The 26,524-nt window shown below is 54.9% G+C and carries 22 protein-coding genes; 12 read left to right on the top strand and 10 right to left on the bottom strand.

Annotation, left to right across the window (positions count from 1 at the left end; all coding sequences use genetic code 11):
• The first annotated feature begins 346 nt into the window (after positions 1-346).
• Positions 347-1,447 (top strand): porin, encoded by a 1,101-nt coding sequence (locus AC6CHM_RS19325; protein ID WP_115053802.1) that lies wholly within the window; start codon positions 347-349, stop codon positions 1,445-1,447.
• Between the two features lie 54 nt (positions 1,448-1,501).
• Here the strand turns inward: AC6CHM_RS19325 and AC6CHM_RS19320 are convergent, their stop codons facing one another.
• Positions 1,502-2,545, bottom strand: coding sequence for a LacI family DNA-binding transcriptional regulator (locus AC6CHM_RS19320; RefSeq protein WP_498174156.1), 1,044 nt, complete (start codon positions 2,543-2,545; stop codon positions 1,502-1,504).
• A 141-nt stretch (positions 2,546-2,686) separates the two neighbouring features.
• Between AC6CHM_RS19320 and bglB the strand changes: the two genes are divergently transcribed.
• The 7 genes from bglB to AC6CHM_RS19285 all read left to right on the top strand — a co-directional run bounded on the left by bglB (position 2,687) and on the right by AC6CHM_RS19285 (position 11,676).
• On the top strand, positions 2,687-3,787 hold the full coding sequence (gene bglB / locus AC6CHM_RS19315; RefSeq protein WP_115053863.1) for a beta-galactosidase BglB: 1,101 nt from the start codon (positions 2,687-2,689) through the stop codon (positions 3,785-3,787).
• Positions 3,784-4,620 carry a 5-dehydro-4-deoxy-D-glucuronate isomerase gene (kduI, locus tag AC6CHM_RS19310; RefSeq protein ID WP_337354862.1) on the top strand — a complete coding sequence of 279 codons (837 nt, stop codon included), beginning with the start codon at positions 3,784-3,786 and terminating at the stop codon, positions 4,618-4,620. Before bglB ends, kduI begins: the two co-directional genes overlap by 4 nt.
• Positions 4,617-7,100 (top strand): hypothetical protein, encoded by a 2,484-nt coding sequence (locus tag AC6CHM_RS19305; protein WP_498174153.1) that lies wholly within the window; start codon positions 4,617-4,619, stop codon positions 7,098-7,100. The genes kduI and AC6CHM_RS19305 overlap by 4 nt, the downstream gene beginning before the upstream one ends.
• Before the next feature lie 52 nt (positions 7,101-7,152).
• Entirely contained in the window at positions 7,153-8,418 is a 1,266-nt protein-coding gene (locus AC6CHM_RS19300) for an ABC transporter substrate-binding protein (protein ID WP_498174151.1), read from the top strand.
• 84 nt (positions 8,419-8,502) lie between these two features.
• On the top strand, positions 8,503-9,540 hold the full coding sequence (locus AC6CHM_RS19295; RefSeq protein ID WP_115053797.1) for a carbohydrate ABC transporter permease: 1,038 nt from the start codon (positions 8,503-8,505) through the stop codon (positions 9,538-9,540).
• Positions 9,540-10,592, top strand: a complete 1,053-nt coding sequence (locus AC6CHM_RS19290) for a carbohydrate ABC transporter permease (protein WP_115053796.1) — start codon at positions 9,540-9,542, stop codon at positions 10,590-10,592. The genes AC6CHM_RS19295 and AC6CHM_RS19290 overlap by 1 nt, the downstream gene beginning before the upstream one ends.
• Before the next feature lie 10 nt (positions 10,593-10,602).
• On the top strand, positions 10,603-11,676 hold the full coding sequence (locus AC6CHM_RS19285; protein WP_498174148.1) for an ABC transporter ATP-binding protein: 1,074 nt from the start codon (positions 10,603-10,605) through the stop codon (positions 11,674-11,676).
• Here the strand turns inward: AC6CHM_RS19285 and AC6CHM_RS19280 are convergent, their stop codons facing one another.
• Positions 11,677-12,573 carry a LysR substrate-binding domain-containing protein gene (locus tag AC6CHM_RS19280; RefSeq protein WP_337354859.1) on the bottom strand — a complete coding sequence of 299 codons (897 nt, stop codon included), beginning with the start codon at positions 12,571-12,573 and terminating at the stop codon, positions 11,677-11,679. It abuts the gene before it with no gap.
• 112 nt (positions 12,574-12,685) lie between these two features.
• Between AC6CHM_RS19280 and AC6CHM_RS19275 the strand changes: the two genes are divergently transcribed.
• Genes AC6CHM_RS19275 through AC6CHM_RS19265 form a run of 3 tightly spaced genes read left to right on the top strand, consistent with a single transcriptional unit; the run spans position 12,686 to position 14,391 of the window.
• A complete protein-coding gene (locus tag AC6CHM_RS19275) occupies positions 12,686-13,063 on the top strand; it encodes an Atu4866 domain-containing protein (protein ID WP_498174146.1) in 378 nt (125 codons plus the stop codon).
• Positions 13,064-13,097: 34 nt separating this feature from the next.
• Positions 13,098-13,832 (top strand): SDR family oxidoreductase, encoded by a 735-nt coding sequence (locus AC6CHM_RS19270; protein ID WP_498174144.1) that lies wholly within the window; start codon positions 13,098-13,100, stop codon positions 13,830-13,832.
• A gap of 43 nt (positions 13,833-13,875) precedes the next feature.
• On the top strand, positions 13,876-14,391 hold the full coding sequence (locus AC6CHM_RS19265) for a nuclear transport factor 2 family protein (RefSeq protein WP_115053792.1): 516 nt from the start codon (positions 13,876-13,878) through the stop codon (positions 14,389-14,391).
• Between the two features lie 27 nt (positions 14,392-14,418).
• Here the strand turns inward: AC6CHM_RS19265 and AC6CHM_RS19260 are convergent, their stop codons facing one another.
• Positions 14,419-15,336 (bottom strand): AraC family transcriptional regulator, encoded by a 918-nt coding sequence (locus AC6CHM_RS19260; protein WP_498174141.1) that lies wholly within the window; start codon positions 15,334-15,336, stop codon positions 14,419-14,421.
• Between the two features lie 176 nt (positions 15,337-15,512).
• Between AC6CHM_RS19260 and AC6CHM_RS19255 the strand changes: the two genes are divergently transcribed.
• Positions 15,513-16,553 carry an alcohol dehydrogenase catalytic domain-containing protein gene (locus AC6CHM_RS19255; RefSeq protein WP_115053790.1) on the top strand — a complete coding sequence of 347 codons (1,041 nt, stop codon included), beginning with the start codon at positions 15,513-15,515 and terminating at the stop codon, positions 16,551-16,553.
• Between the two features lie 319 nt (positions 16,554-16,872).
• Here the strand turns inward: AC6CHM_RS19255 and AC6CHM_RS19250 are convergent, their stop codons facing one another.
• The 7 genes from AC6CHM_RS19250 to AC6CHM_RS19220 are packed head-to-tail and all read right to left on the bottom strand — an operon-like array spanning position 16,873 to position 26,457.
• Positions 16,873-17,973 carry an SAM-dependent methyltransferase gene (locus AC6CHM_RS19250; RefSeq protein ID WP_498174139.1) on the bottom strand — a complete coding sequence of 367 codons (1,101 nt, stop codon included), beginning with the start codon at positions 17,971-17,973 and terminating at the stop codon, positions 16,873-16,875.
• Between the two features lie 16 nt (positions 17,974-17,989).
• Positions 17,990-20,650: a nitrate reductase gene (locus AC6CHM_RS19245; RefSeq protein WP_498174137.1), complete on the bottom strand. Its 2,661-nt coding sequence runs from the start codon at positions 20,648-20,650 to the stop codon at positions 17,990-17,992.
• Positions 20,650-20,982 carry a nitrite reductase small subunit NirD gene (nirD, locus tag AC6CHM_RS19240; RefSeq protein ID WP_115053787.1) on the bottom strand — a complete coding sequence of 111 codons (333 nt, stop codon included), beginning with the start codon at positions 20,980-20,982 and terminating at the stop codon, positions 20,650-20,652. Before nirD ends, AC6CHM_RS19245 begins: the two co-directional genes overlap by 1 nt.
• 5 nt (positions 20,983-20,987) lie before the next feature.
• Complete coding sequence (nirB, locus tag AC6CHM_RS19235) at positions 20,988-23,447, bottom strand: nitrite reductase large subunit NirB (protein ID WP_498174134.1); 2,460 nt, start codon at positions 23,445-23,447, stop codon at positions 20,988-20,990.
• Entirely contained in the window at positions 23,448-24,245 is a 798-nt protein-coding gene (locus AC6CHM_RS19230) for an ABC transporter ATP-binding protein (RefSeq protein ID WP_115053785.1), read from the bottom strand.
• A 10-nt stretch (positions 24,246-24,255) separates the two neighbouring features.
• Positions 24,256-25,119, bottom strand: coding sequence for a nitrate ABC transporter permease (gene ntrB, locus AC6CHM_RS19225; protein ID WP_442958600.1), 864 nt, complete (start codon positions 25,117-25,119; stop codon positions 24,256-24,258).
• Between the two features lie 39 nt (positions 25,120-25,158).
• Positions 25,159-26,457, bottom strand: coding sequence for an ABC transporter substrate-binding protein (locus AC6CHM_RS19220; protein ID WP_115053860.1), 1,299 nt, complete (start codon positions 26,455-26,457; stop codon positions 25,159-25,161).
• Positions 26,458-26,524: the final 67 nt, after the last annotated feature.

Here is a 26,524-nt window from a genome sequence, read left to right as displayed (position 1 = left end):
GTTGCTTCCATGCGGTATTTTTTTCTAATTTTATCGATGTATGTAGTAGTTAATGCTATTTCAACGGCTTTTAGCCACCGTAACTCCGACTTATGATTTCAAGACCGCTCACGCAATCGTGAATAAATATGTGCGCTTGACGCCCGTAATCCATGTTTTCAAGCAGATTTATCCACAGAATGGCCTCACTCAAATATTCATTCGTGCTAATTAAGCAACACTATGGCGCTTGTAAGAAGCAACCGGTTTTGTCCTTTGACCTGAACGGCCCGAAAGTAAGACATAGTGGAGGCATTCACTCTCTTGAATGTGATCCCTCACTCATGATCTTTACTGGAGATTCCAGATGAATTTTAGAAGCATTCTTATTGGTTCCGCCGCTGCACTGACAGCGGTATCAGGAGCCCGCGCCGCCGACGCTGTCGTCGTCGCTGAACCTGAACCGGTTGAATATGTTCGCGTCTGCGATACATATGGCGCCGGGTTCTTTTATTTGCCAGGCACAGAAACCTGCCTCAAGGTAGGTGGATATTTGCGTTTCGACCTGCAGGGGGGCGATGATCCCTATGATGGTTCGAATTCGGGCCGCAGAAACGAGTCAGGCCGGAATGATGAAAGCTATCATATCCGTACCCGTGCGCAGGTTACCTTCGATGCCCGTTCCGAGACAGAACTCGGAACCTTGCGCTCCTACATCGCAACCCGCTTCCAGTATGATGACGGCGATAATTCCGACGCTACCATTCCTGAAGCCTATATCGAACTTGGCGGTTTCCGCGTTGGTGTCGCCGACGAAATCTTCGGCGCCTGGGTCGGTTATGCCGGCGATATCATTCAGGACGATGTGATCAACTATCAGTCGGGCAAGTCCAACCAGATCAGCTATACATTCGCAGCGGGCAATGGCTTCTCTGCAATTATCGCAGCTGAACAGGGCTCGGATGAATTCGGCGACAATGTGATCGATGATTACATGCCTCACGTTCTTGCCGGTGCGAAGTTTGAGCAGGCATGGGGTAAGATCGCCGGTACTGTCGGCTACGACTCCAAAGTCGAAGATGTTGCAGTCAATCTTCGCCTTGACGTGAACATCACTGACCGCATTTCCGCATGGGTCATGGGTGCATACCAGTCAGATTTCAGACGCGAAAGCTTCTACGATCATGACACCAACTGGTTTGCCCAGTTCCAGGGTGACTATGCTGTCTGGGGTGGCGTTGCCGCCAAGCTCTCCGAAAAGGCAGTCCTGAATGCACAGGCAGCCTATGAAGAAGAAGGCACCTACGCTTTCGCAGTTAACGTGGCCTATGAGCTGGTTCCAGGCCTGAAGATCACGCCGGAAATCAACTACACCAAGTTTGACGGCGCACGTAAGGACGACTCGATTGCCAATGGCGGCAGCGATGACGCGTTTGGCGGCATCATCCGCTTCCAGCGCAATTTCTAATCCTTGCCCTAACAAGATTGCAAGGCGGCGGGTGAAAACTCGCCGCCTTCGCTTTTATCTGCTGGCAGTGGAAGCCCGCAACACAAGATGACAAGCGAGCTCGACACGGCGGGGTGGCATCGGAAGACTTGTCAGACTGTCCCGCAACAGATCCAGCGCCACATAACCCAATTCACGCATGGGAATATGCATGGTGGTCAATGGCGGATTGAGGAAAGCTGCTTGTGGCAGGTCATCCATTCCCATGACCGAGACGTTACCCGGCACCGAATAGCCCGCTTGCTGAACGCCCATCATCGCACCAACCGCCAGACTGTCTCCGGCAGCAAGCACTGCTGTAAAATCCAGACCTTTTTCACTCAGCCGCTTGGTGATTGCCTGAGCTGCAAGCTCCGGCAACCAGTCCTCAACCGGGACGACCAGATCATCCGTATAGGGAAGATTGTGGTGCACCAGCGCATCCCGCCATCCTTCCCGCCGCCTCTCAATTGTGTGACGGCCCGGGCGCATAAGGAAGAGAATACGTTCATGGCCAAGCTTGATCAGATGTTCCGCCGCCACACGCGCAGCGGATCGGTTGCAGGGCGTTACGCTTGAAAGCCGCATAAGCGGATCGTCGCCATTGATCATCACAACCGGTTTGCCGAAATCCCGCATCGCCGCAAGGATCGATTCGTCGTCGACAGTAAGAAACAGGAGACCTGCCACATCCGGATCGGCCAGCGCCTCCTCCAGCATGGCGTTTTCTTCCGCTTGCCCGGCCACGGCGCGCGTGATGATCTCCAGTCCAAGCACCTGTGCCCGGTCCCGCAATCCTTCGAGCACGTAAAGAGTGAACTGGTTGCGCACATAATCGATCATCGCAGCGCTCGAGGCGGCAACAATAACTTTCTTGCCTGCAACCGGCGTCGGCACGGTGTAATTGGCGGCCTTGGCGGCCTCCACCACCCTTTCGCGTATATCAGCACGCACGCCTTTTTCACCGGAAAGCGCCCGCGACACAGTGCTCAACGAAACACCGACTTTCTCGGCAATATCCTCAAGTCTGACACGCCTGCTCTGTTTTCCCCGTTTCCCGGGTTCGGGTTTTGCGATCATGAAACTTTTCTCCGCTCAACCCACACTGCAAAAAATTTTCATATTGCGCAAATTATTTTCTGGTGCTTCCATAGTCTTATCGCTCGGGAGAAGCGTAGATTGCAGTCATGCATCTGCATGGCAGGACTTGGAGGAAAGCAGATGGGCCTTACTGGCCAGAATATCCGCAACCAGCTGGATCTGATCGTGGCCGGCATGACCGGACTCCACAATGATGGCCGCTTCGATGAACCTAATCTCGACGGCACTGCGGGCGACTACATCTCATTCGAAAGTTGGGAATGGCCGCAAGGCGTCGGGCTTTATGGGCTTGTCCGTCTATGGCTTTTCACTGGCCGTGATGACCTCAAGACCTTGATTGAAGATTGGTACACCGCTCGCATTGCGGCTGGCCTTCCTGCGCTCAATGTCAATACCACTGCTCCCATGCTGGCTCTGTCTGTTCTCTGGAAGGAAACGCGCGATCCGCGCTGGAAAAAGCCGCTGGATGATTGGGCTGATCAGGTCATGTCGCAAATGTCCCGCACCGAAGAAGGTGCCTTCGAACACCATGTCTCAGACAAGGTGAACGATCATGAACTCTGGGACGATACACTTTATATGGTTGCCCTGTTCCTTGCGTCTTACGGGCAGGCAAGCGGCCGCCGAGAGCTGGTCGATGAAGCTGCACGCCAGTTCCTTGTTCACTCCCGTTATCTTGCCGACACAAAATCCGGCCTTTGGTTCCATGGCTGGACTTTCAGAGGACGTCATAATTTCGCGCAGGCTCGTTGGGCGCGAGGCAATGCCTGGATAACTGCCGGAATGCTTGATCTTTTTGATCTCGCAGATATGCCCAAACCCGTGAAGGACTTTCTCATGGGCGTGCTGGTTGCGCAGGTCAACGCACTGCTCCCCTTACAAACCGCATCGGGCGCATGGCGCACTTTGCTCGACGATCCGTCTTCCTACGAAGAAATCTCCGCTACCGCCGGTATTGGCTATGGCCTTTTGAAGGGATATCGCATCGGGCTTGGCACACCGGAATGGCGAAAGGCTGGGCTGAAAGCCGTAAAGGCAGTTCTGAATAATATCGACGAAACCGGTACCGTGCTCAACGTCTCATATGGCACACGCATGGGCCACGATCTGCAATTTTATAAAGACATTCCCATTCAGCCGACAGGCTACGGACAGGCACTTTCCATTCTCTGCCTTTCCGAAGCGTTGCAGCATGTGGAAGCAGGAGAACAGGCAGCATGACAATGAAAGTTCTTTACGGGGCAGGCCCCGAGGATACGAAGACTTTCGATACGGGGCGGTTGCGCGCTGAGTTCCTTCTTGAGGATCTGTTTCAGCCGGACGCAGTCAGCTTTACCTACACCCATGTGGATCGCCTGATCTTGGGTGGTGCAGTGCCGGTAACAAAACAACTCGTATTTGGGACTGGCGATGATATCGGCACGCCCTATCTGCTTTCCGCTCGCGAAATGGGCGTCGCCAATTTGGGTGGCAGCGGCACGATCACTGTTGATGGCCAAAGCTTCACCCTGGAAAACCGCGACGTGCTTTATATTGGGCGTGGCGCAAAAGAAATTTCGCTATCAAGCGTGTCCGGCGATGCACCTGCCCGATTCTACATGAATTCTGTTCCCGCAGGCAGCGATATCCCGCATCGCCTGATCCGCAAATCAGAATCCAAATTGCTCGAACTTGGTGCCGAACAACGATCCAACAAGCGCAAGCTGCGCATGTATATTCACCCGGAAGTCGCCCCGTCCTGCCTGCTTTTGATGGGTATTACCGATCTTGCCGATGGCAGTGTCTGGAATACCATGCCACCCCACCTGCATGAACGGCGCATGGAAGCCTATTGCTATTTCGACCTTGCTCCTGAAGATCGCGTTATCCACCTCATGGGCCGTCCCGATGAAACGCGCCATCTCGTGGTTGCCGATCTGGAAGCGCTCGTCTCTCCGGCCTGGTCCATCCATATGGGCGCTGGCACAGGTCCTTATGCCTTTGTCTGGGGCATGACGGGAGAAAATCAGGAATATAATGATGTGGCACCGGTTGCCGTGGCGGATTTGAAATGAACGCGGAAACTCATTGGATGCGCAAGCCCCTCAAGCCGGGAGAACCCTTACGCTACTGGCAGGTCAGCGCTCTTTCCGAAGAACGCTTCGATGTGGCTGATGCCCCTATGCAGGGTGAGATGGACCCGTTCTTCTTCCTGACCAAGGTCAAGAATTTCATTCCGCATGAATATCCATGCCGCACGATTTTTGCCGATACCTATCGTGGCAAACGCCCGGATGTCCGCGGCACATTTGACGCTGCAAAATGGTGGCTGCCTTTCGGTTCGCCCCGGCTGGATTTATCCGGCTTCTGGTTCCGGCCAACGCGTCTTGCCACCTGGACCCGGACCTATATCGACGCTGAAACCGCCGGAACCGCGACAATTCAATTGGGAACCTGTGGCGGCGCAGTTCTTTGGCTTAACGGGGCTGAGATTGGCTGGATGGCGCCCTATAGCCGAAATCTCGAAGCAAAACAGGAATTCGAACTCCCCCTCATCGAAGGCATAAATGAAATTACGCTTTTCTTCGATGATCTGGCCGAGCGTGACGCCCGCTATTTCTTCCAGTTCGATTATCTCTCTGGTCCGGCGGCGAAGATTGCACTGCCCGTGCCGGTTGCCGGATCGATTGCCGATAGCCTCGAAGCGGCGCTTGACGGAATGTCTCTTGATCGTCCGCATTATTTTGGCGGCGATATTACTCTCCTGCTCGCACAGCCGCTACCGGTTGACGTCAAGGTCAATGTTGCTGTCGAAGGTGACTTCATGTCACGCGAACGGTTTGATTTCGATTTCAAGCTTGCGGCTGGCGCAACCAGCTTGCTGATTGGACCGTCAGAAGAAGCTCCCGCCGATTTCCGCCATTTCCGTATCACCTTGAACGCTGGCGGTTTTGTCGCCTCACGTTCCTTGGGTGTCGAGATTTGTCATGCCGAACGGCAAGGTAAAGCCGGGGCAACGCTTGAAAGCCGCATTGCCGAAACGCTTGATGAAATTTCGGAACATTCGGAACGGGACACTGTTCGGGCCTTTGCCCGTCTTGCCAGCGGTCGCGCCGGTGCGCAAACCGATGCGATGATTGAGGAGATTCTCCCCTCCATCGAAGATTGCCATGATTGCGCAGACTTCTCGCTCGTTCCACTCATCTGGTCGCGCACAGTCTGGGGCAAGGACATCAACAGCAAAACGCGCGATCGGATTGATGCCGCCATTCTCAATTACCGCTATTGGATGGATGAGCCGGGCAATGATGTTCAGTGGTATTTCTCGGAAAACCACGCGCTGCTTTTTCATACATCAGCCTATCTTGCCGGCCATCTTCTGTCGGACAGCACCTTTGTCCGCTCCGGCCGTATGGGGTCCGAGCAAAGCAGGATCGGTGCGGAGCGGGTACGCGCATGGCTTGATCATTTTGAAAATTGGGAAATGGCGGAATTCAACTCCGCGCCCTATTTCCCGATTGATCTGAAGGGTCTGACGGCGCTTGCCGCTCTGGCTCCCGATGATGATATTGCCACACGCGCCAAGGCAGGCATTGTCCGGCTTTGTGAAATCATTGCGCGGTCCGCCCATCATGGCATGATGACGGCGGCGCAGGGCCGTTCTTACGAACACACGCTTTGTGCAGGGCGTTCGCTCGAATTGTCGGGTGTGGCTCGCCTTCTCTGGGGCAAGGGCTGGTATGGCCGCCGCGTTCATGCCCTTCCGCAACTCGCGGTCTGCCTGCGTGATCACGGCCTTGCAATTCCCGCAGCTCTTTCCAAGATCGCCGATTACCGGGAAGACCAGCATCAGGAATGGCGCTTTGCGCAAGGCGAAAACGCCTTTGCCGCGCTCTACCATTATAAGAGCGCTGATTTCGCCATGGGATCAGCCGCTCATTATCGCTGGGGTGAATGGGGTTATCAGGAAACCATTCTGCATTTGCGCCTGGGAGAAAAGCCCGAGGCGGCAATCTGGATCAATCATCCGGGCGAAACGATCCAGTTCGGTTATGGACGGCCATCTTACTGGGGCGGATGCGGTACCATTCCCCGCGCCCAGCAATATCGCGGTCTGGCTGTTCTCGACTTTTCGATCCACGAAGAACAACCAGACTTTACCCATGCCTGGTTTCCAATTGCCGAGTTTGATGAAAGCCATGTCTCGGGCAATCTAGCTGTAGCCCGCTCGGGAACGGGAGCCGTTTTGCTGCATGCCAGCCAACCACTGTTGCAGGTTATGGAAGGCCCGTCTGCGAATGTGGAATTGCGCCAATATGGCATGAAAACACGCTGGATTGTGCGCGTCTGCACCTCGAATGATTTGGCATCTGTCGAAGAACGCTTTGGTCGCCTTGATGCCCGTGAGGAAAGTGACGGGACCATTATCATTGACGATCCCGAATATGGGACTGTCCGTTTTCGTGCTGATGGCAGCATTGAGGCTGAAGGCCGCGTTCTTACAAGAGCCGATTATAGCGTAAAGGGCGAAGCGAAAATGCTGGACCAATCATAAGAATAAACCCGGCGGGTGGAGGCTCGCCTTGTCCTTGGAGGAGGAAACAGGCATGAAATTGAGATCGCTTCTGGCGGGCGCTACGCTCGCGCTTCTGACGTCGACGGCCTATGCTGGCGATGTACGTATCATGTGGTATTCCGATGGTGTTGAAGGTGAGGTCTTGGCTGACCTCATGAAGCGCTTCATGGACCAAAACCCGGATATCAAAGTGACGATCGACAATGTTGCCTTTGGTGTCATCAAGGAACAATTGCCGGTTCAACTCGAAGCAGGTCATGGTCCGGATATTGCGCGTGTAACGGCGCTGAAAGACCTCAGCCGGCATTGGCTGGATCTGCGCCCCCTTATATCGGACGCAGCCTATTGGGACGCCAATTTCGGCGCTCAGGCCGACTGGATGCGGCCTGATGGCTCCAACCAGATTTCGGGTTTCATGACGCAGGTCACTTTGACCGGTGGCTTTGCCAACAAGACCCTGTTCGAACAGGCAGGCGTTCCCCTGCCCGGCCCTGATGCAACATGGGACGACTGGGCAACTGCTTCAAAGAAGGTCGCCGACAGTCAGCAAATTCCTTTTGCCATGGCATTGGACCGTTCCGGCCATCGCATCACGGCGCCCAATATTGCTTTCGGTGCAAATTACATCGGAGCTGATGGCAAACCCGCGCCGCTGGATAAAGGCGCAAAGGACTTCATCACCAAATTTGTCGGATGGACGAATGACGGGGTCATGAGCAAGGATGTGTGGGTTTCCGCTGCTGGCCAAACCTACCGCGCTGCCGCCGACGACTTTATCAACGCGCAGCTTGCCTATTACTATTCCGGTTCATGGCAGATCCCTAATTTCGCGACCAAAATCGGCAATGGCTTTGATTGGGTTGCAACCGGCAGCCCTTGTGGCCCGGCTGCTTGCACCGGCATGCCTGGAGGGGCAGGTCTGGTTGCGGTAAAATATACAAAGAACCCGAAAGACGTTGCCAAGGTCATGGACTATCTGGCAAGCGAAGCAGTCGTCAAAGAATTTTCAGAGCGAACGCTTTTCATCCCGGCCCATAAGGGAATTCTCGACAAGGGCGATCTCAACTTCAAGACCGAGGACCCACAGGTCAAAGCAGCGCTTGATGTATTCGTCAAAGCCAGCAAGACGACTGCGCCCGCCGCTCAGAAAATGCCCGGCTGGCGTTGGGCTGACACGGTTTATGGTGCCTTGGTCACCCGCGTGGCTCAGGTGATTGCCGGCGAGCTGCCGCTCGACGACGCCTTCACTCGTATCGATTCTGACGTTGCGACCAAGGTCAAGGACTCCGGCCTTTGACAGAACTGGCAATGCGGCTTGTTCTCCCCTTCATAATGGAAGACAAGCCGCATAATCCTGACACCTCGGCACGGGAGATGCGCAATGACGGCGCCGCTTGAAACTGCATCAAAACCATCGGCAGTCCAGCACTTGGGCGCTATTGCGCTTGCCCCGGTCCGGCTTGTCATGGGCCTGATCGACCGCCCTTTGCGTGCATTGCAGAGGATGACCGGTCTCAGCGGCATGGCAATCTTTTTCCTTGCGCCGAATATGCTGATTTTCGGCATTTTCGTGCTGTTGCCGCTGTTCATCAACTTCGTCTATTCAACGACTGGCGGCTCCGCGCTGTTTCTGCCGGAGCGCTCTTATGTCGGCGCAGATCAATATCAGCGTCTTTTCGACTGCAGCAATTATCTTGACCCTCTCACCTGTCAGGAAGATGCATTCTGGACTGCCGTCAGCAATACATTCTGGTTTGTGGTTTTGCAGGTAACCCTGATGATCGGCGCAGCATTGGTGACTGCGCTGATCTTGAACCGCAACCTCGCAGCCCGTTCTTTCTGGCGCGCGGTATTCTTCTTTCCGGTTTTGCTCTCGCCCGTGGTTGTCGGGCTCATCTGGCGATGGATTCTTCAGCGGCAAGGTCTTTTGAATTTCATTCTCTATCCGTTTGGCGTTGATCCCTATACCTGGCTGACAGACCGCACCTGGTCCTTCGCCGCCGCGGTTGGGGTTTCGCTTTGGGCGCATATGGGCTTTTACGCCTTGATCCTGTTGGCTGGCCTGCAGGCAATCCCGAAAGATCTTTATGAAGCCGCAGATATGGACGGCACTAAACCGGCGAGAGTCTTCTGGCGTATCACCCTGCCGCTTCTTATGCCCAATCTCGTCGTCGTTATTGTGCTCGCGCTGATCCGCTCCGTGCAGGTCTTTGACGAGGTGTACATACTCACCGGCGGTGGCCCGGGAACGAGCACCTTGTTCATCACCCAGTATATTTATGAAACGGGCTTTGTATCGCAGCCACGCAATCCCGGGCTTGCAGCCGCAGCATCCATACTCATGGGCCTCGTCCTTGTCGTGCTCACATTGGTGCAGCTTGGCCTTGGCCGTCGCGGCGAAAAGAAGGGGAAACGCTGATGGGAAGAGCCGCAGCTTTCATTCTGCGTCGCCGAGGCGGCAAGGGTTGGCATTGGACCGATATCGTCACTTGGGTTTGGCTCATAGGCGGACTGTTCATCATGTTCGGCCCCGCCTTGTGGCTGATGTTCTCTTCTTTCAAGACACCGGCGGCACTGGCGGAATTCCCTCCATCAATCCTGCCCTATACCAGCCAGCAGGTCAGTGTTGAGGGGCATGACAAGCCTTTGACTCTCTATGATGTGACGCTGCCAGATGGCACGACGAAGAAGCTTGCCGAAGTGCGCCGCATTGGGCTGTTCAGCCAGATGGTTGATCCCGCCAAGCCTGACGAAACTATTCGGGTCAATATCAATAGCCGCAAACCTGTACAGGAATTGTCCTTCGCCACGGAGAATTACACCGGACCATTCGTGCATTTCGACTTCTTCCGCTATCTGTGGAATTCGGTGTTCGTCACAGTCATGGCAACGCTGATTACACTCATCGTCAATTCAATGGCGGCCTTCGCCCTGTCGAAATACGAGTTTCGAGGCCGCTCGGTGGCGATGCTGATCATTCTTGCCACGCTCATGGTCCCGCTTTCGGTCATCATGGTGCCGCTCTATTCAATTATCTCGGCGCTCGGTCTGTTCAACAATCTCTGGGGCGTGATTTTACCGACAGTCGCAACGCCCACCGGCGTTTTCATACTGCGCCAGTACATGTTGACCATTCCCGATGAGCTTATCGATGCGGCGCGGATGGACAAGGCGTCCGAGTGGCAGATCTACTGGCGCATCGTCCTGCCACTGACTGCGCCTGCGCTTGCAGTGCTTGCAATCTTCTCGGTCGTCTGGCGGTGGAATGACTTCCTCTGGCCACTGATCGTTCTATCGCGCAAAGAGCTTTACACACTGCAAGTTGGCCTGAGCATCTATTCTGGCGAACTTAATGTGCAATGGCACTTCATCCTGGCGATGACCGTCGTCACCATGATCCCGGTGGTGCTTGTGTTCATCTTCCTGCAGCGTTTCATCACCACTGGCATCGCCGGCACGGGCCTAAAATAAGGAAACTCATATGGGCCAGATCACACTCTCCAATGTCAAAAAATCCTTCGGAAATATCGATGTCCTGCATGGCATCAACCTCGACATAAACGATGGTGAACTTGTTGTTTTCGTCGGCCCGTCGGGTTGCGGAAAATCTACCTTGCTGCGCGCCATTGCCGGGTTGGAGAAAATCACCAGCGGCGAGATTGCCATTGACGGGAAACCGGTCAACGATGTGACGGCTGCTGATCGCGGCCTCGCCATGGTATTCCAGTCCTACGCACTCTACCCGCATATGAGTGTGCGCCAAAATCTTGCCTTTGGCCTTGAGAACTCCAAGATGCCCAAAGCCGAGATTGAGGAGCGGATAACGGAAGCCGCCCGCATGCTTGAGATCGAGCCCTATTTGGCCCGGCGGCCCGGTCAGCTTTCCGGCGGCCAGCGACAGAGAGTTGCAATCGGCCGGGCTATCGTGCGCCGCCCCGTCGCCTTTCTGCTGGATGAACCCTTGTCAAATCTGGATGCTGAGCTGCGGGTTTCCACCCGGGCCGAGCTGGCCGCACTTCATGCCCGCCTTTCATCCACCATGATTTACGTAACCCACGATCAGGTGGAGGCGATGACCCTCGCTGACCGGATCGTCGTACTACGCGCCGGAAAAATCGAACAGGTTGGCACACCGCTTGAACTCTACAATACGCCGGCAAACCGGTTTGTAGCGGGCTTCATCGGCGCTCCCCATATGAACTTTCTGGAAGGAACTGTCAGTTCCGTCCAATCGGGAAATCTGGTGGTCGCGCTGGCCGATGGCTATCAGCTTGCGATTCCTGCTCGCGAGACAAGTCTCGAGCAGGGCGCACGGATCACCCTGGGCATTCGTCCGCAGCATGTCACGCTCGGTTCAGGTGACAAGAGCATTCAAGCCAAGATCAAGCTCGTTGAAGCGCTTGGCTCCGAAACGGTGCTTCACACGGAAGTCGCGGGGCAAAAATTCCTGGTCGTTATCCCCGGACAGCATGATCTTGCCTCAGGCATGGATATTGACCTCTCGCTGTCCAGCGCTCCGATTCATCTTTTCGACAAGGATGGGCATCGCATCTGATCAGCCATGACGTGCGGCACGTATATGATCCACCAGCGCCCTTAATTTGATGGGCTGCCTGTGACGTCTTGGATAATAGAGATAAAAGCCGTTGAACGGTGGTCCGAAAGCTCCCAAAAGCGGCACAAGTTCGCCGCGTGAAACCCATGGTTGAAATGTATCGACCATGCCAAAGGTAATCCCGGCACCGGCGCAGGCCATGCGTATCATAAACTGCATGTCGTTGGTGGTCACTTCGGGATTGACGGCGACATCAAAGTCGCGGCCATTTTCTGTAAACTCCCAGCGATAGGGCGCACTGTCCGGGCGGGGTCGCCAGCCGATACAAATATGATCCGGCAATTCGCTTGGATGCGAGGGACTGCCGTTTTTTTCCAGATATTCCGGAGAGGCGAAAGCACATTGCCTTTGCTGCGATGATACTGGAACAGCGATCATATCCTGTTCGATGACTTCACCAAGCCGCACGGCGGCATCAAATCCGGTGCTGACAATATCAAACTCTTCATCGGTAACAGTGATGTCGAGCGTCACGTCAGGATAGCGCTCTATGAATCCCGCAAGCAGCGGGCCAGACAGGAAGCTCTCTGCGATTGACGAAACAGCAATCCTCAGCAGCCCGCTGGGCTTGCCCTGAATCTCGCGCGCGGCCTCAACGGCCTGTCGGACTTGCGAAACAGACGGCTGCACTGCGTCATAGAATAATTCGCCGGCTTCCGTCAGCCTTACGCTCCGGGTCGTTCGTTGTACCAGCGCCACGCCGACACGATCCTCGAGACGTTGAAGCGCCTGACTGACCGCAGAGCGCGTAACGCCGAGCCGCTCGCTTGCGATGCGAAAATTCTTCGCTTCAGCAACCGCCAGAAATACCGGGATACCTTCAAGATCATCCATCATTAGTAAGCATTACTAACCAACTCATCCGCTATTGGCAACTTTATAATCCTAATACGACCACGTATTTTCGTCCTGCAGATAGAATTCACACCGGCTCGAAAGGAAATAACTCATGCCAATGCACAGCTCCAAAATAGCAGCAGGCGTCATGATTGCTCTTCTTGCATCGATGTCTGGTTCTTTCAGTGGGGCATCGGAAAAGATGCAAAAGTCCGTCGACACAGAAAATAGCAAAACAAAAGAGGTTCAAATGTTGCAACACGCATATGTTGGCATGTGGGTCACCGAGGATGGCCGGGTCCGCCATGAACTGCTTCCCAATAACCGCTATGACGAGGCACGCGGCAATCGCGAAAGTGCCTATCAGGGCCGTTACGAAGTGACCGGCAATCATATCGAATATTGGGACGACACAGGCTTTACCGCCGATGGCGATTTCGTGGACGAAAACACGCTTCACCACGGCGGGATGATCCTGCGCCGCAAATAATATCCAATAATCTCAAGAAACCATGGAGTTTGAAATGCTTGATATTCAAGGAAAAGTCGTTGCCATTACCGGTGCGAGTAGCGGTATTGGCGAAGCAACGGCCCGGGTTCTTGCCAAGGCTGGCGCGCATATTGTCATCGGTGCGCGGCGTGCCGACCGGCTCGACAGATTGGCTGAAGAGATCGCGCTTGATGGCGGTTCGGTTCTGGCGAAAAAACTGGATGTCACCGACAGGGAGGACGTCAGCAGTTTTGTAAATTTTGCCGCCTCGGAATTCGGTCGTCTCGACGTGATCATCAATAATGCCGGTGTCATGCCCTTATCACCAATGGATGCTCTCTTGGTCGACGAATGGGACCGGATGGTTGACGTCAATATTAAAGGCGTACTTTACGGCATTGCGGCAGCGCTTCCTATCATGAAGCAGCAGGAAAGCGGCCAGATCATCAACGTCTCTTCGATTGGCGGCCACACCGTGTCGCCGACGGCCGCCGTTTACTGCGCTACAAAATTTGCTGTGCGCGCCATTTCCGATGGCTTGCGGCAAGAGAACGATAAAATTCGGGTTACCGTCATTTCACCGGGCACAACAACATCGGAACTTGCGGACACAATCAGTGACCCTATTGCCCGTGACGCGATGAAAGGCTTTCGCGCCGTCACGATCAGTCCGGAAGCCATCGCGAACTCCATTCTCTATGCCATCAGCCAGCCAGCAGAGGTGGATGTGAGCGAAATCATTATCCGCCCGACAGCCAGCCCCCACTGATTGTCTTTTGAAACCCGCTTAATGACAGATCTGAAGGAGTAAAATGATGCAATCAATATTATCCCTGATCCGCAGCGCTGCATTGCCAGTGGCTTTGCTGACGCTCCCCCTTCTGCCCACCACGCAGGCGCAAGCGTCTCAGGATGTCACCTCGCGCAACAAGCAGATCGTAACCGAGGCATTCGATGCCTGGGCTGCCGGTGGACAAAGCTTCTTTACCGATGTGTTGTCACCGGAAGTCAATTGGAGGATCGAAGGGTCCGGGCCAAGCGCTGGCCTGTTTCGGGGGCGCGAAACATTCCTTGAGCAGGCAGTTCGCCCATTCGTATCCCGCCTGTCCAAACCGGTCACACCGGTCAGCAAAAAGATATGGGCCGATGGAGACCACGTGATAATCAATTGGGAAGGTGTTGCCGTGGCGGGAGATGGCGTTCCTTACAGCAATAGCTATGCCTGGATATTCCATATGCGGGATGGAAAGGCCGTCGAAGTAACCGCCTTTCTCGACCTTGCACCTTATGACGACGTGCTCCGCAGAGTTCCCGCCAAATCCAACTAAAAGAATGAGGGGCGCTTCCGTCAGCGATCAAGGCAATGATTTGCTGTCGCCGGTAGCGCCCCTTATCCGCTCGGCATCGCGCAATGGAGGCGAGCCATAGAGACGGCTATATTCGCGGCTGAATTGAGACGGGCTGTCATAGCCGACCTTGTGTCCAGCCATGCCGACATCCAGCCGATCCACCAAAATAAGCCGACGCGCCTCATGCAAACGAAGCTGCTTTTGATACTGCAAAGGCGTCATTGCAGTGACAGCCTTGAAATTGTGATGCAGCGAAGAAACGCTCATATTGACACGTCCCGCCAGATCCTCAATCCGTAATGCTTCGGCAAAATTGTCCCTTATCCATGAAATAGCGCGGACAACCTTGTTGCTTTGACTTTCGGACATTGCAATCTGGAGCAGTCGCGGCCCGTCGGGGCCAGAAAGAAGGCGGTAGAGAATTTCCTGTTCTATCAACGGGGCGACGGCTTCAATATCGTCGGGCCTGTCGAGAAGCCGCAGCAGCCGCACTGACGCATCAAGGATTTCCGGTGATGCAATATTCACGGCCCAGCCCCTTATGCCCTCTGCTGTCGCCTGACGCGGAATACTGACACGAGCAATCATGTCGCTCAAACGGGCGCTGTCAATCGTGTAGGTGAGGCACAGATAAGGCGCTTCCGGGGTGGCCTCTGTCACATGTGATTCAACCGGCAGGTCTAGCGAGGTCAAAAGATATTGACCCGCGCCATAGCGATAAATCTCCTGCCCTACGGTCAAGCTTTTTGCGCCCTGCACGACAATGGCGAAGCCGGGTCGATAAGCACTATGGTGGGGCATCGTCGGGGCACTGTGTCGATAAAAACTGAGATTGCTGATCGCTGTCGAAAAATTACCGTCCGCGCCGGTAAAACGATCAATGATCGCAGCAATTTCCTGATAGGGAGAGAATGGTAGTGTCATATAGTGTTGGGTTCCGGATTGCCAAGAGACAGAACTTATACCACGCTTGAGCGGCTCCGCATCATGCCGCCCCATCACTTTTGCAGGATTGTGCAATAAGCTTGCAGGATTGCTCTACCGCTCCAATTCCGATGGGCTGCATAGTAGCGCTCTACATCCCCAAAAAGGAAATACCCATGGCTATTGCAAAAGGCTACGCTGCGACGGATGCGTCACAACCTCTTACACCCTTCACCTTTGAACGCCGTGAGCCAAACGAAGACGATGTTGTCATATCGGTAAAATATTGTGGCGTTTGCCATTCCGATATCCATCAGGCTCGCAGCGAATGGGGTAATGGCATATTCCCCATGGTTCCCGGCCACGAGGTGGCAGGTATTGTAACTTCGGTCGGCTCCAAAGTGACAAAATTCAAGACTGGTGATCGCGTCGGTGTTGGTTGTTTTGTCAATTCCTGCACGAAATGCGCCGAACGGAACGTCGATCTCGAGCAGTATATGCCCGGTCTCGTCCAGACCTATAATGATTACGAAGCAGACGGTACCACCCCGACTTATGGCGGCTATTCGGACTCGATCGTTGTAAAGGAAGGCTATGTTCTTTCCTTCCCCGAGAACCTGCCATTGGATGCAGCTGCGCCCTTGCTCTGCGCGGGTATCACCCTTTACTCGCCGCTTCATCATTGGAAAGCTGGCCCCGGCAAAAAAGTCGCGATTGTCGGCATGGGCGGGCTTGGCCATATGGGCGTCAAGATCGCACATGCCATGGGTGCCGAGGTCACAGTCCTAAGCCAAACCCTGTCGAAAAAAGAAGACGGGTTGAAGCTTGGCGCCAGCCACTATTATGCAACCAGCGATGCTGAGACGTTTACAAGTCTGGCAGGCACGTTCGATTTGATCATTTGCACTGTCGGCACCACGATTGACTGGAATGCTTATCTCACGCTGCTGAAGCTTGATGGCACAATGGTGCTGGTGGGCGTTCCGGAACATGCGGTTCCCGTGCATGCCTTCTCCCTGATTGGCGGGCGCAAAACCCTTGCCGGCTCCATGATTGGCTCGATCAAGGAAACCCAGGAAATGTTGGATTTCTGCGGCAAGCACAATATTGTTGCCGAGATCGAAACCATCGACATCAAGGACATCAACGAAGCCTATGAGCGGGTTCTGAAGAGCGACGTGCGCTACCGTTTCGTCATCGATATGGCCACGCTCTAAAATCCTGCCTGCGGAACTCCCAGGCGCAGATATAAAAGAAACATGAAACAAGATGCCATAAGCCTGAATAAAGGCTTATGCGCATACTGACTTGCGACCGGCGCTGACAAAATGCCAAGCAATATGACAATGCTTGCATGCGCCGGAGCGAGGCTGCTCAAAGCCAGGCCAATGCTTGATATGGCCAGAGCGGTTGCCACTGTCGTTTGAACAGTGGTGAGCAATGCCGCATTCGTTCCAGTGTTAAAGATGCCCTGAACACCCGGTAAGGTAAGGCATATGATCATGCTTAGCAGAAACGGAGCAAACTGATCCATACTTATCTTGCGCTCCCAAACTGTTCGCCATGCCCTGCATTGGCGTATCCCCCAAAGGGAACAGCGGTAAGCGCATAGTGCAGCACTTCGGCACTTTCCGTTACGCCAGGAACCGTGCTTACGCGCGCGCCGCTTGCTTTGAGCCGGGTAATTTCCTCGCGAAACCGGCGGCCTTCCAGAGGGCCGCTCAAATCAACGCGGACAATATTTTTTCCCTCATCCAGAAACGCTGCAATACTATCGACCGTTTGGTCTGCAAACCGGTCAACTTGTATCCGACGCGCCTCCCGTCTTGAGAATTCGAGGATTTCGTTTGATACCTGCGATCCGAAAAGAACGATATCGGCTGCCTGCAATGCACGAATCGCTTTCAGCGTCAGCAGTTCGGGGTCTCCAGGCCCAGCAGCAACAAATGTAATCTTGCCGACGCGCGCTGCGCGGCTGTCACCCTTTGCTGCATCAGCAAGCAGCTCAGCCAGCGCGGTGCTATTCGGTGCCCCGGTGAAAACACGGTCGACGAAACCCTCCCAGAAACGTCGCCTCGCTTGCCCCGATTCCAGCCGGGGATTTACTTTGCTGCGAAGACCTTGCGCCATTTGTCCCCAAAGCTGCAACGAAGCGGGTAATATCGCCTCGATCCTGCGCCGTATTGCCTGAGCCAGAACGGGTGCAGCGCCGTCGGTGGATATAGACACGATCACGGGTGAGCGATTGACGATCGAACCGAATTGAAACTGGCAGAAAGCCGGCTTATCGATCACGTTGACAGGGGTGCCCACAGCAACACCCGCGTTAAAGAAAATATCCGCATCGGCCTCGCTTTCAAAATCGCCAATTGCGAGCGAGGCACCTTTCATATCGGCGGCTGTATAAGGCCTTGCATGGTGGATATAGCGGCGGCGCTGCGAAGCCTGGGATACATCAACCAAACTGGAGAAGATGCCTGATAGCTCTTCCGCATAAATATGCACAATTGCGCCACATGCCGCCAGAAGCTCGGCCTTCCATGCCGCTGCGTCCGACCCACCGGCAATAACGACACGCTTTCCTTTCAAATCCCAGAAAACCGGCAGTTTCGCCAAATCGGCAACCCGCGCATTCATTTGTTTTCCCTGCCGCTTATTCAGCGGCGACAACGTTGCATCCATCGATGATCCCTCTGATTTCAGCGCGGCAGGAACCGCAATTTGTTCCCGCATTCGTGGTCGCTCCCACAGCTTCGACACTGCCGCAGCCGCTGCGAACAGCTGCAACAATCTGGTTCAGGCCAACACTGAAGCAGGAGCAGACAATAGCACCCCGATCCGCGCTTCTGTCTCCAGGACGGCCTGCTATGATGGAAAAACGCTTTGATAGATCGACATGATGGCAGGAGAGCTGCTCAATCATCCAACTGCGCGCAACTGCTACGGGTTTACGGGCGATGAACAAGGCCGCCAACAATTTGCCCTCGTCAAAAAACGCCAGCCGATAATCGCCCGATTGCCCGTCATGATAGCCCAATGGTTCTATTCCTGCCGGAATGCCGAACTTCGCCCGCGCCCACTCGGTCCAGTCAGCAACATCGTTTCCGGCAAATTCAACGCGCCAGCCACCTTGCGCCTTTGCCATCGCCCAATAAGGCAGGTCGATGCTTTCCGGCTTGGCGATGGAGACAGCAAAACCATAATTAGCAACGGCAAATTTTCTCGCGGCAATTGCTGCGCTTTTCAAGGCGGGTTGCCCCGAAACCGGGTCCACGAGAGGAGCGACCAGGCTATCAATACGGGCTTTTGCGGCGAAATTGTCATTCCAGTGCATGGGAACAAAGATATTGCCCTTCGCCTGCCGATCCGTCACCGATGCTCTGACGATAACCTTGCCATAGGGGCTTTCCAGCTCCACCAGATCGGCGCTTTCAACTCCGATCGCCTTTGCATCAAAGGGATGAATTTCCGCAAAGGGCTCGGCAATATGCGCTGCAAGGCGAGCGCTTTTGCCGGTTCTTGTCATTGTATGCCATTGATCGCGGATACGGCCCGTATTGAGGACCAGCGGAAAGGCGCTAGCTGGCCGTTCCACATTTCCAGCCTCTACTGCGATGAAACGCGCCTTCCGGTCGGCATGGAAGAAACCGCCATTGCCAAAGAACCTCTCTGTCCCACCTGGCCCTGATTGTGGCTGTGGCCACTGCACGGGAGAAAGCGCGTCGTAGGCTTGCCCGTCAATTTGCGCAAAGGCGCCAATGTCAAAATCGCGCGTGCCGTCATTCTCAAAAGCAGAAAGAGCGGCGTGTTCTGCAAATATCTGATCGGGCGAATTATATGGGAAAGCGGCCTCGAAACCCATTCTCCGGCCCACTTCGGTCAATTGCCACCAATCCGCCCTCGCTTGGCCGGGAATGGGCAGGAATGACCTTTGCCGTGAAATTCTGCGTTCGGAATTGGTGACAGTTCCGTTTTTCTCGCCCCACCCGAGCGAGGGCAGGAACACATGCGCATGGCGGCTTGTATCGGTTTGGGTCACATCAGACACGACCACAAATGGACAGGCCTTGATCGCGGCTTTGACTGAATCCGCATCGGGCATGGAGACAACGGGATTGGTCGCCATGATCCAGATGGCTTTGATCCGGCCATCGGCAACGGCCTGAAACAGGTCAACCGCCTTCAAGCCGGGTTTGGAAGCGATGCGTGGCGCGCCCCAGAACCGCGCCACCCTGTCTTTGTCTTCATCGCTGGCGATGGACATATGGGCAGCGAGCATATTGGCAAGTCCGCCGACTTCCCGCCCGCCCATGGCATTTGGCTGGCCTGTCAGCGAAAACGGCCCCATGCCCGGCTTGCCGATACGGCCCGTTGCCAGATGGCAGTTGATAATGGCGTTTACCTTGTCTGTCCCCGAGGAAGACTGGTTTACACCCTGACTATAGCAAGTGACTGTTTTTTGCGTGGCAACGAAGAGTGTGTAGAAAGCCTCCAATTGCTGCGCATCCAGACCCGTCTTTCGGGTCAGCTCATCAATGCTTAATTGACGCGCGGCAGCGACAGCCATCGCAAAGCCGGATGTGTGCCTTTCAATATAATCATGATCCAGATTTGCCGAATCCGCCAGAAAACCGAGCAGGCCAAGGAACAGGGCAACATCGCCATCGGGCCTGATGGCAAGGTGCATATCAGCAATATCGGCGGTCACTGTCCGGCGCGGATCAATAACGACGATCTTCATTTCCGGTCGTTCTGTTTTGGCTGCAATCAACCGCTGATAGAGAACGGGATGGCACCATGCGAGGTTTGAGCCGGTGAGGATGACCAGATCGGCCAGCTCCAAATCCTCATAGGTCCCGGGAACTGTGTCTGAACCGAAAGCGCGCACATGACCTGCAACTGAAGAAGACATGCACAGGCGCGAATTCGTATCAATATTGGCCGAGCCGATGAAGCCTTTCATCAGCTTGTTGGCAACGTAGTAATCCTCTGTCAGGAACTGGCCCGAAACATAAAATGCAACACTGTCCGGCCCATGCTGGCGAACCGCATCGGAAAAGCGGCTCGCCACCAGCCCCAATGCTTCATCCCAGCCCGCTTCTTCGCCAAACATTTTGGGCTGGAGCAACCGCCCTTCCAGATCAACGGTCTCGCCAAGAGCGGAACCTTTCGAGCAAAGACGCCCGAAATTGGCAGGGTGCAAGGGGTCACCCTTGATGCCGATGGCTCCGCTCTCCTCCCTGGTGGCGAGAACGCCGCACCCCACCCCGCAATAGGGGCATGTGGTGCGAGTTGTTGCAGTCGCTGTCTGCATTATTCCGCCGCAACAGCCGTGATTTGCAGATGAGCCAGAATGCTGTCCCCATCCAGCTTGAGCGGAATGGTTCTGACGCTGCCCTCATCGGCGCCAAGCGCCTTTCCTGTTTCCAGCGAAATGACCCAATTGTGCAAAGGGCATGTCACCGATGCGCCATGAACAATGCCCTGGCTCAGAGGGCCGCCCTTGTGCGGGCAGTGATCATCAATGGCAAAGACCTGATCTTCCATCGTGCGGAAGACTGCGATCTTTCCCTGCGGAGTCATGACGCAGCGGGCGCCGCGACGTGGAATATCGTGTATCGAACCTATCGCAATCCAATCACTCATCGCCTTTACTCCGCTGCCTGCGCATAGCCGATCGTCGCCATCGGCCGGAACTCGTGCTTGTCCACGCCTGATACACGTTCCGACCACGGATCGACCTGTGCGAATTTCTGACTGAAAACGAACCTCTCGAAAAACGCTTTGCGCTTGTCCGTGTCATTCATGATCTGCTGGCGTATTTCATCGAGACCAACGCGTTTGGCCCATTTGTATATACGTTCCAGATAGCGCGCCTGCTCGCGGTACATTTGCGTCAGAGCAACAACGTGCTCCAGCGCTTCGTCTTCTGTCCTGACGAGACCAAGCACTTCCGTTCCCTTGATATCCAGACCCGCTGCACCGGCGAAGTGAATTTCATAGCCGGAATCCACGCAGATAATTCCGATGTCCTTGCAGGTGGCCTCCGCACAATTGCGCGGACAGCCGGATACGCCCATTTTCAGCTTTGCCGGAGTCCAGGATCCCCACATGAACTTTTCAATGCGGATGCCGAGGCCCGTTGAATCCTGCGTACCGAAGCGGCACCAATCGGACCCGACGCAGGTTTTGACCGTGCGCAGGCCCTTTGCGTAGGCCTGGCCCGATACAAAACCGGCCTTGCCGAGATCGGCCCAAACGGCGGGCAGGTCTTCCTTCTTGACGCCCAGCATGTCGATGCGCTGGCCGCCTGTGACCTTGACCGCAGGGATTTCGAACTTGTCGACAACATCGGCGATTGCGCGCAATTCCGATGAGTTGGTCATGCCGCCCCACATGCGAGGAACGACCGAATACGTGCCGTCTTTCTGGATATTGGCGTGCACGCGCTCATTGATGAAACGCGACTGATAGTCGTCGGCATATTCATCCGGCCAATCGGAAACGAGATAATAGTTCAATGCCGGGCGGCATTTGGCGCAGCCGCAGGATGTCTTCCATTGAAGCTCCTGCATGACCGCGGGGATCGACTTCAACCCCTTTGCCTTGATCAGGCGGCGCACATCATCATGGCCTAGATCAGTACAACCGCACATGGGTGTCACGGCTGAGGGATTGTATTTATCGCCGAGCGTCAACGTCAGCAGCTGCTCGACAAGACCCGTGCAACTGCCGCATGAGGCCGATGCCTTGGTATGGGCGCGAACATCATCAAGCGAACTCAAGCCCTTGGATGTGATCGCGCCGGTGATTTTTCCCTTGCATATGCCGTTGCAACCGCAGATTTCCGCATCATCCGGTAATGCTGCAACGGCCGCCATAGGGTCCAGCGGGGACCCTCCCTGATAGGACTGGCCAAAAATCAGGGTTTCTCGCATCTCCGAAATGTTGGTGCGTTTCTTGGTGAGGTCATGGAACCATGCGCCATCGGAGGTTTCACCATAAAGCACGGTTCCGATGATGCGGTCATCTTTCAGGACAAGGCGCTTATAGACACCGGCGGCAGCGTCGCGCAGCACGATCTCCTGCCGGTCGTCACCCTCTGCAAGATCACCCACCGAGAACAGATTGATCCCTGTCACCTTCAATTTTGTCGGCGTCTCGCTGTGAACAAAGGCTGCGCTTGTATCGCCTGCAAGTTGCGCGGCAACCACGCGTGCCATTTCATATAATGGCGCGACAAGCCCGTAACATTGGCCGCCCACTTCCGCGCATTCGCCTATGGAATAAATGTCAGGATCCGAAGTCCGCATGCCGGCATTTGTGACGATGCCGCGATTGATTTCCAATCCTGCATCCTTCGCCAAATTTCCGTTCGGCCTGATGCCGACTGCCATGACAACGAGATCGGCTGGCAATGTGGTGCCATCGGCCAATAAAACGCCTTCAACCTTGCCGTCGCCGATAATTTCCTTGGTATTGGCCTTGGTGATGACTTTAATGCCGCGTGCCTCTACAGCCTTTTCAAGCAGGTAGCCTGCCGCCGGATCAAGCTGCCGCTCCATCAGTGTCGGCATGACGTGCAGCACGGTCACTTCCATGCCGCGTGAAGCAAGACCCGCCGCCGCTTCCAGCCCAAGCAGACCACCGCCAATAACGATTGCCTTTGCCCGTGACTGCGCGGCCAACAGCATGGCGTTGACATCATCAAGATCACGATAGGTCAAAACGCCCGGAAGGTCTTTGCCCGGAAGTGGCAGAATGAAAGGCACCGAGCCGGTGGCGATGAGAAGCTTGTCATAGCTTTCCGTCGTGCCAGCATCGGAGGTAACCGTCTTCGCCTCGCGGTCAATATTGATAACCTTGTGGCCTTTATAGAGGGTAATGCCGTGCTTGATGTACCAGCCATCGCCATGGATGATGATTTCTTCAAAATCCTTTTCACCCGAAAGGACTGGAGAAAGCATGATGCGGTCGTAATTTACCCGTGGCTCGGCGTTGAAGATAACAATTTCATAGGCATCCGGCGCCAGTTCCAGCAAATGCTCCAGCGCGCGGCCCGGAGCCATACCATTGCCGACAACAACCAGCTTTTGTTTTTGCTCTGCCATTTATGCGGCCTCCACAAGACGGTGACGTTCGTAAAGGAATTTCATGACTGCCGAGCGGCAGCGAATATAGGTTGCATCCGAGGCCAGCTCGATGCGGCGACGTGGCCTCTCCAATGGCACGTCGAGAATTTCGCCGATCCTGGCCGAGGGTCCGTTGGTCATCATCACGATACGGTCTGAAAGGAGAACTGCCTCATCGACATCGTGCGTAATCATCAAAACTGTATTGGCGAGTTCCGCATGAATCTGCATCACCTGATCCTGAAGATGCGCACGCGTCAGCGCATCAAGCGCCCCGAACGGCTCATCAAGCAAAAGCACCTTCGGCTCCATGGCCAATGCACGAGCAATGCCCACTCTTTGCTTCATGCCGCCCGATATTTCCGAAGGGCGCTTGTCCTTGGCGTGGACCATCTGCACAAGTTCAAGATTGCGCATAGTCCATTCATGCCGCTCCGCGCGGCTCTTGGTTGACGAGAATACTTTGTCGACCGCCAGCTTCACATTCTCATAGGTTGTCAGCCATGGCAGAAGCGAATGGTTTTGAAAGACCACGGCCCTGTCCGGTCCGGGCTTGTCGACCACATTGCCTTCAAGAAAAACAACGCCGCGCGTTGCCTGTGTAAGCCCCGCAACAATATTGAGCAGTGTCGACTTTCCGCAGCCGGAATGGCCGATGATCGATATGAACTCGTTTTTCTCGACGGTCAGCGATACTTGATTGAGAACCTGCGTGGTGGCACCGCCACGGCTGAACACCATGTCGATCTGTTCCAGCGAAAGATAAGGTTTTGCCATGATGAGCTCCTCAGGCACTTGCCGTGTTGCGGGTGACAGCCTTGGCGATGAAGGCAATGAGGCGATCAAGGAGATATCCGACGATGCCGACATAGATGAGCGCGAGAATGATGTCGCTGATGCGCGATGAGTTCCATGCATCCCAGATGAAGAACCCGATACCGACCCCGCCGATCAGCATTTCAGCGGCAACAATAGCGAGCCAGGAAAGTCCGATACCGATGCGAAGGCCCGTGAATATATAGGGTGCTGCAGCGGGGATCATGATCTTTCCAAAATACTCCAGCTGATTAAGCCGCAGCACTTTCGCCACATTCTGGTAATCCTGCGGAATATTGCGGATACCCACCGCAGTATTGATGATGATCGGCCAGATCGCGGTGATGAAAATCACAAAGATTGCAGATGGATTGCCATCCTTGAAAGCGGCCAGAGACAGAGGCAGCCAGGCAAGTGGCGGGACCGTTCGCAAAATCTGAAAGATCGGGTCGAGACCGCGCATGGCCCATTCACTTTGGCCGACCAGTGCTCCAAGCGCGATGCCCGCAAATGCGGCCAGGCAATAGCCAAGTGCAACGCGCTTGAGACTTGCAAAGATGTGCCAGAACAATCCCTGATCGACGCCCTGCCCCACATAAAACGGGTGAACAATAAGCTCCCAGGTTTCTGAAACGACACGCGAGGGTGGCGGTACGCTTGCAGTGGGGGAAGAACAGACAATCTCCCAGAAGATCAGCAGAAACAGAAGCGTCACGAGCGGCGGTAGGACGTGCGACATCGCCGATGCAAACCATTTACGCAGTGCCCTGCCCGCAGGATTTCGCCTGGCAACCGCAAGGGGAACTATATCGGCCTGTGGTTTAACAGGCTCCATGGATTTCAGGCGGACAGGATTGGCGGTCATTCGTTTTCCTCACGCAGAATGTTTGATGTTGAGGCTGGCGAGATAGGTCTGCGGATTGTCTGGATCGAAAACCTTGCCATCGAAGAATGTTTCGATACCGCGCGATTTGGAGGCGGGAATATCCGCCGCCGCGACACCAAGCTCGCTGGCAGCCGCCCGCCACAAATCTTCGCGATTCACCTGTCCGACCAGCGCTGAAATATCCGTATCCGGGGCAAATTTCCCCCACCGGATATTTTCTGTAAGGAACCATTTTTCATGGCTCTGGAACGGGTAGGAAGCATTGTCCTTCCAGAACTTCATGAGGTGCGGACTAGCTGTTTCCTGCCGTCCGGAGCCATAGTCGTAATCGCCCTTCAAGCGTCCCACTATGTCTTTCGAAGGAACGTTGAACCATGCCCGTTTGCCCACCATTTCGGCCAACTCTTCCTTATTGGCCATCTCGTCGGCCCATTGCTGGGCTTCCATGATCGCCATGAGAAGGGCTTTGGTGGCGATCGGGTTTTTTTCGACCCAATCTGCGCGCATGGCGAAAGATTTTTCCGGATGTTTCGCCCAGATTTCAGCCGTGTTGACGGCAGTATACCCGATGCCCTGATTGACAAGCTGGGCGTTCCACGGTTCGCCCACGCAGAAGCAGTCCATCGTTCCAACTTTCATGTTTGCAACCATCTGGGGCGGTGGCACGACGATTGTTTCAACGTCCTTGTCGGGATCGATACCGCCCGCAGCGAGCCAATAGCGCAACCAGAGATCGTGCGTTCCACCGGGGAATGTCATTGCGGCTTTGGCCGCATTTCCCTCAGCCTTCTTTTTGGCGAATGCTTCCTTCAACACTCCGGAATCGACACCCGCCTTGTTCTGCGCATAGGCCGAACCGACAGAAATGCCCTGAGCATCGAGATTCAGCCGCGCCAATATAACCATCGGCAAAGGCAGATTGTTTTGGGTAACTTTGCCCGTGCTTATCAGATAGGGCATAGGCGTCAGAATATGCGCGCCATCTATGCCGTTTCCTTGAGAACCCAAGACGAGATTGTCGCGCGTTGTTCCCCATGACGCCTGTTTTACGACCTCGACATCCGGCATCCCATGTTTGGCAAAGAAACCTTTTTCCTTCGCAACGATGAGCGGCGCCGAATCTGTGAGGGCGATAAAGCCAAGGACGGCTTTGGTCGTTTCGGGACCTGCAGCGGCAGCAAAAGCCCCGCCGGGAAACGCCGCTTTTGCAGCGGCAAGCAGGGTCAGCGCACCGCCCGCCTTCAGGAATTTGCGTCTCGCTATGCCATTCGAACGTTTCTGATCCATAAGCTTCCCTGCAATATTGGCCATAAAGGCTGATCAAAAAAAAACGCCGCCGGATCACATTCACTCC

This window comes from Phyllobacterium sp. GQ127 (assembly GCF_059758635.1).
This window is presented reverse-complemented; position numbering and strand designations above follow the sequence as displayed.

What these genes read in the sequence shown, in the direction of transcription:
- AC6CHM_RS19230 (WP_115053785.1), bottom strand. Translation starts at nt 24,245, where the DNA reads ATGGCAAAACCTTATCTTTCGCTGGAACAGATCGACATGGTGTTCAGC.
- AC6CHM_RS19220 (WP_115053860.1), bottom strand. Translation starts at nt 26,457, where the DNA reads ATGGATCAGAAACGTTCGAATGGCATAGCGAGACGCAAATTCCTGAAG.
- bglB (WP_115053863.1), top strand. Translation starts at nt 2,687, where the DNA reads ATGGGCCTTACTGGCCAGAATATCCGCAACCAGCTGGATCTGATCGTG.
- AC6CHM_RS19250 (WP_498174139.1), bottom strand. Translation starts at nt 17,973, where the DNA reads ATGAATGCGCGGGTTGCCGATTTGGCGAAACTGCCGGTTTTCTGGGAT.
- AC6CHM_RS19325 (WP_115053802.1), top strand. Translation starts at nt 347, where the DNA reads ATGAATTTTAGAAGCATTCTTATTGGTTCCGCCGCTGCACTGACAGCG.
- nirD (WP_115053787.1), bottom strand. Translation starts at nt 20,982, where the DNA reads ATGAGTGATTGGATTGCGATAGGTTCGATACACGATATTCCACGTCGC.
- AC6CHM_RS19260 (WP_498174141.1), bottom strand. Translation starts at nt 15,336, where the DNA reads ATGACACTACCATTCTCTCCCTATCAGGAAATTGCTGCGATCATTGAT.
- kduI (WP_337354862.1), top strand. Translation starts at nt 3,784, where the DNA reads ATGACAATGAAAGTTCTTTACGGGGCAGGCCCCGAGGATACGAAGACT.
- AC6CHM_RS19270 (WP_498174144.1), top strand. Translation starts at nt 13,098, where the DNA reads ATGCTTGATATTCAAGGAAAAGTCGTTGCCATTACCGGTGCGAGTAGC.
- ntrB (WP_442958600.1), bottom strand. Translation starts at nt 25,119, where the DNA reads ATGGAGCCTGTTAAACCACAGGCCGATATAGTTCCCCTTGCGGTTGCC.
- AC6CHM_RS19295 (WP_115053797.1), top strand. Translation starts at nt 8,503, where the DNA reads ATGACGGCGCCGCTTGAAACTGCATCAAAACCATCGGCAGTCCAGCAC.
- AC6CHM_RS19285 (WP_498174148.1), top strand. Translation starts at nt 10,603, where the DNA reads ATGGGCCAGATCACACTCTCCAATGTCAAAAAATCCTTCGGAAATATC.
- AC6CHM_RS19275 (WP_498174146.1), top strand. Translation starts at nt 12,686, where the DNA reads ATGCCAATGCACAGCTCCAAAATAGCAGCAGGCGTCATGATTGCTCTT.
- AC6CHM_RS19255 (WP_115053790.1), top strand. Translation starts at nt 15,513, where the DNA reads ATGGCTATTGCAAAAGGCTACGCTGCGACGGATGCGTCACAACCTCTT.
- AC6CHM_RS19280 (WP_337354859.1), bottom strand. Translation starts at nt 12,573, where the DNA reads ATGATGGATGATCTTGAAGGTATCCCGGTATTTCTGGCGGTTGCTGAA.
- AC6CHM_RS19265 (WP_115053792.1), top strand. Translation starts at nt 13,876, where the DNA reads ATGATGCAATCAATATTATCCCTGATCCGCAGCGCTGCATTGCCAGTG.
- AC6CHM_RS19320 (WP_498174156.1), bottom strand. Translation starts at nt 2,545, where the DNA reads ATGATCGCAAAACCCGAACCCGGGAAACGGGGAAAACAGAGCAGGCGT.
- AC6CHM_RS19300 (WP_498174151.1), top strand. Translation starts at nt 7,153, where the DNA reads ATGAAATTGAGATCGCTTCTGGCGGGCGCTACGCTCGCGCTTCTGACG.
- AC6CHM_RS19305 (WP_498174153.1), top strand. Translation starts at nt 4,617, where the DNA reads ATGAACGCGGAAACTCATTGGATGCGCAAGCCCCTCAAGCCGGGAGAA.
- nirB (WP_498174134.1), bottom strand. Translation starts at nt 23,447, where the DNA reads ATGGCAGAGCAAAAACAAAAGCTGGTTGTTGTCGGCAATGGTATGGCT.
- AC6CHM_RS19245 (WP_498174137.1), bottom strand. Translation starts at nt 20,650, where the DNA reads ATGCAGACAGCGACTGCAACAACTCGCACCACATGCCCCTATTGCGGG.
- AC6CHM_RS19290 (WP_115053796.1), top strand. Translation starts at nt 9,540, where the DNA reads ATGGGAAGAGCCGCAGCTTTCATTCTGCGTCGCCGAGGCGGCAAGGGT.